Annotated in this window: 6 protein-coding genes and 1 pseudogene; 1 reads left to right on the top strand and 6 read right to left on the bottom strand. The window is 65.2% G+C overall.

Annotated elements, in window-relative coordinates:
* The 6 genes and pseudogenes from VGD20_RS16545 to VGD20_RS16520 all read right to left on the bottom strand — a co-directional run.
* Window positions 1-225, bottom strand: a pseudogene (locus tag VGD20_RS16545) (hypothetical protein); the annotation flags it as partial.
* The gene (locus tag VGD20_RS16540; RefSeq protein ID WP_331135494.1) at window positions 222-1547 is read right to left on the bottom strand and encodes a replication-associated recombination protein A; all 1326 of its coding nucleotides are present in this window, start codon (window positions 1545-1547) and stop codon (window positions 222-224) included. The gene VGD20_RS16540 and the pseudogene VGD20_RS16545, both read right to left, overlap by 4 nt.
* Before the next feature lie 7 nt (window positions 1548-1554).
* A complete protein-coding gene (locus VGD20_RS16535) occupies window positions 1555-2712 on the bottom strand; it encodes a glycosyltransferase family 1 protein (RefSeq protein ID WP_331135493.1) in 1158 nt (385 codons plus the stop codon).
* A 41-nt stretch (window positions 2713-2753) separates the two neighbouring features.
* Window positions 2754-3698, bottom strand: coding sequence for a hemolysin family protein (locus tag VGD20_RS16530; RefSeq protein ID WP_331135492.1), 945 nt, complete (start codon window positions 3696-3698; stop codon window positions 2754-2756).
* Between the two features lie 18 nt (window positions 3699-3716).
* A complete protein-coding gene (gene ybeY / locus VGD20_RS16525) occupies window positions 3717-4223 on the bottom strand; it encodes an rRNA maturation RNase YbeY (RefSeq protein WP_331135491.1) in 507 nt (168 codons plus the stop codon).
* A 165-nt stretch (window positions 4224-4388) separates the two neighbouring features.
* Window positions 4389-5300, bottom strand: coding sequence for a LysR substrate-binding domain-containing protein (locus VGD20_RS16520; protein ID WP_331135490.1), 912 nt, complete (start codon window positions 5298-5300; stop codon window positions 4389-4391).
* A 124-nt stretch (window positions 5301-5424) separates the two neighbouring features.
* Between VGD20_RS16520 and VGD20_RS16515 the strand changes: the two genes are divergently transcribed.
* Window positions 5425-5981 (top strand): hypothetical protein (locus tag VGD20_RS16515; RefSeq protein ID WP_331135489.1); only part of this gene is annotated, 557 nt, incomplete at its 3' end.

Genomic DNA, 5981 nt, shown 5'->3' with positions numbered 1-5981 from the left:
ATAATGCGGGGTCTGCCAGAAAGTGTCGGGATCGGTTTCAAGCAGAATCTCCTTTTCGTCGGGTGTGCACATGACGGCAAAGCTTCCCGGTTCGCGGCCGGGCGATGCCAGTGCCTTGCCGTTGAGCTTGGGACACGGCGTGCCATAGAAGGACAGCATTTCGACGTCGGGAAGCGCGCAGGCGAACGCCACTACATCGTCCCAGCTATCGAATGTCGGCGTCATTCGCCACCCCGGACCCGGCGCTGTTCGTCCCACCAGGCGATACGTTCGGCGATCCGTTTTTCAAAGCCGCGATCGGTCGGACGGTAATAGACTTGGGCGCCCATTTCTTCCGGCCAGTAATCGGCGCCCGAAAATCCCTCCGGCGCGTCATGGTCATATTCATACCCCGCACCATAGCCGAGGTCTTTCATCAGCTTAGTCGGCGCATTGAGGATATTCGCCGGCGGCGCGAGCGACCCGGTGTCGCGCGCCGAAGCGAAAGACGCCTTTTGCGCGGCATAGGCGGCGTTCGACTTGGGGGCAGTCGCAAGATAGAGGCACGCTTGGACGATCGCGAGTTCGCCCTCGGGCGAACCGAGGAATTGGTAGGCGTCCTTGGCTGCAAGGCACTGCACGAGCGCCTGCGGATCGGCGAGCCCGACATCCTCGCTGGCGAAGCGTACGAGCCGGCGGAGCACATACAGCGGCTCTTCGCCCGCAACGAGCATACGTGCCATATAATAAAGCGCCGCCTGCGGGTCCGAGCCGCGCAGCGCCTTGTGCAGCGCCGAAATCAGATTGTAGTGCCCGTCGCGATCCTTGTCGTAGACCGGCATCCTGCGATGCAGGAACTGCGCAAGTTCCGCGGGATCGAGCGGTTCGGGTACCGCCGCCGCGAACAGGGTTTCGACCTGGTTGAGCAGGAAGCGTCCGTCGCCGTCGGCGCTGGCGATCAATGCCATCTTCGCGTCGTCGGTGACCGGCAGGCTGCGCCCGGTTTCGGCCTCGGCCCGCTCGACGAGCGTCGCGAGCGCCTCCTCGCCGAGCCGGCCCAGTACCAGCACCTGCGCGCGCGACAGCAGCGCCGCGTTCAGCGCGAAGCTGGGATTCTCGGTCGTCGCGCCGACAAGCACCACGGTGCCGCGTTCGACATAGGGCAGGAAACCATCCTGCTGGGCGCGATTGAAGCGGTGGATCTCGTCAACGAACAACAGGGTCCGCTTGCCTGCAGCCGCCATCTTCTCGGCATCGGCGAAGGCTTGCCGCAAATCGGCGACGCCCGAGAAGACCGCCGAGAGCGGCGCGAAGCGCATGCCCACCGCCTCGGCAAGCAGGCGCGCAATCGTCGTCTTGCCCGTACCAGGCGGGCCCCAGAGGATGATCGACGACAATTGTCCCGCCGCGACCATACGGCCGATCGCGCCCTCGGGACCCGTCAGATGTTCCTGTCCGACGACATCGGCCAAAGTACGCGGGCGCAGCCGCTCGGCGAGCGGGACAGGACCAACGGCGTCACCCTGCTTCGATACGGGCGCCCCTTCGCCGAACAGATCCGCGGCCATCGGACGCTCAGCCCCGGCGCCGCTGTTTCTGACGGATCAGGCGAATATAGGTGTCGGCGACCGCCTGGTTGATCGCATCCCATTGATAGGCACCGCTTTCGAGCACCGCCGCCGCGCCATGTTCGGCCCGGAGCTGGATATCGCGGCAATAGCGCTGGAGATGATCGGCAAAGCTCGTGATCGAGCCGGGCGCCACGAGATATCCGGTCTGGCCATGCTTGACGATGCTGGCGCTGCCCGTCGCCCGCGCCGCAACGACGGGCAGGCCGCATGCCATCGCTTCCAACGTTACATTGCCAAAGGTTTCGGTGACCGACGGATTGAAGAAGATGTCGCACGAGGCCAGCGCCCGGGCGAGATCTTCGCCGCCCTGGAACCCCACGAAATTGGCGTTTGGCAGGCGCGATTCGAACCATTCGCCGGCAGGTCCTTCGCCAATAACCACAACCTTGTGCGGCACTCCGCGCCGCTGGAGTACGTCGATGGCGTCGGCAAAGACATCAAGCCCCTTTTCCATCACCAGCCGGCCGAGAAAGGCAATCGCTGGCACGCCGTCGGCGATGCCGAGCGACCGGCGCCATTCCACGTCGCGGCGACCGGGGTTGAAAATCCCCTGCTCGACGCCTCGGGTCCAGATACCGATGTCGTAATTCATCCTTTGTTCGCGAAGGACCTGTGCGAAGCTTTCGGATGGCGCGATCAGCGCGTCACACTTGCGGTAAAGCTTGCGCAGCCAGGCGACCATCACCGGTTCGAGGAACGACAGGTTATAGTAGCGAACATAGGTTTCGAAGCGCGTGTGCACCGAACAGGCAACCGGCAGCCGCCGTCGCCGCGCCCACGCGGCGGCCTGCCGCGCCACGCGATCGGGGCTGGAGATATGGACGATATTGGGCGCGAAATCGACGATATCCTCGCGAACCCGCGACGAAAAGGACACGGGAATGCGATATTCGCTGCGGCCGGGAATCGCGATCGACGGCACGCTGACGAGATCGCCGGTCGGCTCGAAAGCGGGGTTCGCGACGGTCGGCGAATAGACGCGCACCGCGGCGCCGTGCGCCAGCAGATAGCCGACAAGACGGTTGAGCGCCTTGTTCGCGCCGTCGGTCGTCATATTATAGTTGCCGCTGAACAGCGCGATGCGAAGGTCGGAGACGTCCATCACGCCTGCGCTAGTCGTTCAGGCGGACAAAGGCAATTCCGTCAGAATTCCTCGGGACGTTCCGATGGCGCTTCGAGATCGACTTCGACCGGCGGGTGGAGCCGCAGGCGATGGACGCGGCGCTCGTCGGCCTCGGTCACCTCGATACGCCAGCCGCTCGGGTGGAGCAGGATTTCGCCGACTTCGGGCACATGCCCCGCGAGTACGGCCGCGAGCCCGCCGAGCGTGTCGACATCTTCCTCGACATCGGCGAGCCGGGGATCGATCGCTTCACCGACATCGTCGAGCTCGGCGCGCGCATCGGCGTCCCAGCAGCCGTTTTCGCCCGGAACAAACAGCGCCGTCGGCTCGTCGTCATGCTCGTCCTCGATCTCGCCGACGATCTCCTCGACCAGATCCTCGATCGTGAGCAGTCCCTCGGTGCCCGAATATTCGTCGATGACGATCGCAAGATGGGTCCGTTTCGCTCGCATTTCGGCGAGCAGGTCGAGCACCCCCATCGATTGCGGGACGTAGAGCGGCTGGCGGATGAGGTCGAGCAAGGGCGGCGGCGGGCGCCCCTCGGCGAGCACCGCGAACACGTCCTTGACGTGGATCATGCCGACGACTTCGTCGAGGTTTTCGCGGTAGACCGGCAGGCGGCTGTGCCCGGCTTCGGCGAATAACGCGACGACTTCGGCAAAGCTCGCACTTTCGGGGATCGCGATGATGTCGGCGCGCGGCACCGCGACATCGTCGACGGTCTGCTCGCCGAAATGAAGGAGATTGCGCAGCATCTTGCGCTCGATCGGCGAGAGGTCGCCGACGACGCTGCTGCCGCGCCGTTCCTGCCCCTCTTCCTCGGCCTCGTCGATGACCTCTTCGATCTGTTCGCGCAGCGACGGCTCCTTGTCGCCGCCGAACAACAGGGTCTTCAGCCCGGACAATAGTCCGGGTCTGCTACTGTCCTCTTCCGATCGGTTCGAAGATCCCTGGTCGTCGGGCATGTGCGTGTCGTTTCCCTGCTAGTCGAGCTCCGCATATGGATTGGCGATGCCCAGCGATGCAAGCGCTTTCACCTCGAGCGCTTCCATCGCGCTTGCCGATGCATCGTCCATATGGTCGTAGCCGACCAGATGCAGCGTGCCGTGAACAATCAGGTGCGTCGCGTGATCGACGATCGAAATCCCCTTTTCGTCAGCCTCGTGCGCGCATGTTTCGCGTGCGAGCACGATATCGCCGAGCAGGATTTCTCCGTCGTCGCTGTTGGCGAGCCCTTCGAGCAGATCGGCCTGCACTTGCGGAAAGGAGAGGACGTTCGTCGGCTTGTCCTTCCCCCGGAAATCGCGGTTGAGCGTGTGAACCTCGGCATCGCCGGTCAGGCGCACGGCAATTTCGACGAGCGGGGCTGCCTCGGCGAGCGCGGCATAGGGCGTCAGCGCGAGCGCCGCGGCAACCGCCTCGCCTGCCCGCGCTTCCCAGTCGAGCGCATCGGGCCACGGTGTTGCGGCGTAGGTTTCGACGCTCAGCATGGAAGCGACGGCGCATAAAAATCGGCGGAAATCCGGGTAACTTTACTCGCAATTCGCATTTCACGGCGAATGTCCGGGCGGCCGGTGGCGAAGATTGAGCAAGGGCAGGTCATCGCCGCCTCGTTATCGCGGCGCGATTATGTAGGACAGCGATATTTGACTACCTCATGGTTCGAGAATGACCGCGCGTTCGACAAGGTTGCGCGCGTGCGACACTGCGTCGGCGGCAACGTCGGACAACCACTCGCGGAAGCGGGCGATCTTCGCGCTCTGCAGCCGCGCGACCGGATAGACGAACCAGAAGGCGCGGCCATCGCCCGCGACGAGATCGTGCGCGGGGACGAGCCGACCGGCGGCGATTTCGTCGCGGAACAGGATCGGCGATCCGATCGCGATCCCGTGGCCTGCGATTGCCGCGGCGATATCCATATGCTCGGCGGCAAGGCTGGTCCCGAAGCGGTCGGCGGGCGGGCCCGGGGCGATGCCGAGTGCACGATACCACAGCGCCCACCAGTCGGGCCGGCCGAGCAGCGGGACATCGAGCGCATTGTCGGGATTCTCCAGCCCGGCGGCGGCCGCCTTCAGCGCGGGCGCGCAAAGCGGCACGAACAGGACCGGGAACAATCGGACGCTGCGCAGACCGCGCCAGTCGCCGAGACCATGGCGGATCGCAGCGTCGAAACGGCCAGCGCCCAGCGCCTGCGGCTCGGCCGACAATTCGAGTTCGATCGCGATCTCGGGGTGGAGCGCGCGGAACAGCCCGAGCCGCGGGGTCAGCCAGCTTGTCCCGAAGGTCGGGAGCGTCGTCAACGACAGCCGCGCCTCGTCCCGGTCCTGCGCCTTCACGAAACTGGCGTGGAGAGCCGCGAATGCGGCGGTCGCTTCGCGCGCAATCGCGGCGCCCGCGGCGGTCAGCGCCACCTTGTGCGGGTGGCGGACGAACAGGTGCAGTCCGGTTTGCTGTTCGAGCTGCCGGACATGATAGCTGACCGACGCCGCGGTGGTGCCGAGTTCGTGCGCCGCCTTGGCAAAGCTCTCCAGCCGCGCGGCCGCCTCGAAGGCGCGGATCGAGGGCAAGGGGGGAAGTTTGTCGGCACGAACCACAAGTATGACTTAGCCTCAAGGCCCGATCTTTGCATCCCTAAAATCGATGGCAGCGGGCAGACCCGGCACCTGCCCGTCCCGTTTTTCCGGAGGTCCCGTGCCCCTAGTTTCGCCCTTGCTCGATCGCCGCCAGTTGATCGAAACGATGATCCTTGCCGGCAGCGCCGCCGCCTTTGGCGGACCGGCGCGCGGCCGCGCCCTTTCTCCCGGAAGCGATGATCATCGTCAGGACTGGCAATGGCTCGTCGGCAACTGGAATGTCTGGCACCGCCGGCTGAAAGAGCGGCTGGCGGGCAGCGATGACTGGGCTGAGTTCGGCGGCAAGAGCGCCTGCTGGCTGACGCTGGGCGGGCTCGGGACGATCGACGACAATATCCTCGACCTCCCCGGCGGCGAATATCGCGGCTTCGGCATCCGCGCTTTCGATCCCGCGACAGGACAATGGTCGATCTGGTGGGTCGACGGCCGCAACCCGGCGGTCATCGACCCGCCGGTCGTCGGGAGTTTCGACAAGGATGAAGGCGTCTTTACCGGGCGCGACCGGTTCAGGGATCAGGATATCGCCGTCCGCTTCCGCTGGCACGAAGTCCATAGCGCCCGCCCGCACTGGGACCAGGGCTTCTCGTCCGATGGCGGCCGGAATTGGGAAATCAA

It is taken from the genome of Sphingopyxis sp. (assembly GCF_036402335.1).
In the GTDB taxonomy this organism is placed as follows: Bacteria; Pseudomonadota; Alphaproteobacteria; order Sphingomonadales; family Sphingomonadaceae; genus Sphingopyxis.
The sequence above is the reverse complement of the archived record's forward strand: the minus strand, read 5'-3'. Positions and strand labels throughout refer to the sequence as shown.

Coding starts and splice junctions, on each gene's coding strand:
- VGD20_RS16540 (WP_331135494.1), bottom strand. CDS start 1,547: ATGGCCGCGGATCTGTTCGGCGAAGGGGCGCCCGTATCGAAGCAGGGT.
- VGD20_RS16535 (WP_331135493.1), bottom strand. CDS start 2,712: ATGGACGTCTCCGACCTTCGCATCGCGCTGTTCAGCGGCAACTATAAT.
- VGD20_RS16530 (WP_331135492.1), bottom strand. CDS start 3,698: ATGCCCGACGACCAGGGATCTTCGAACCGATCGGAAGAGGACAGTAGC.
- ybeY (WP_331135491.1), bottom strand. CDS start 4,223: ATGCTGAGCGTCGAAACCTACGCCGCAACACCGTGGCCCGATGCGCTC.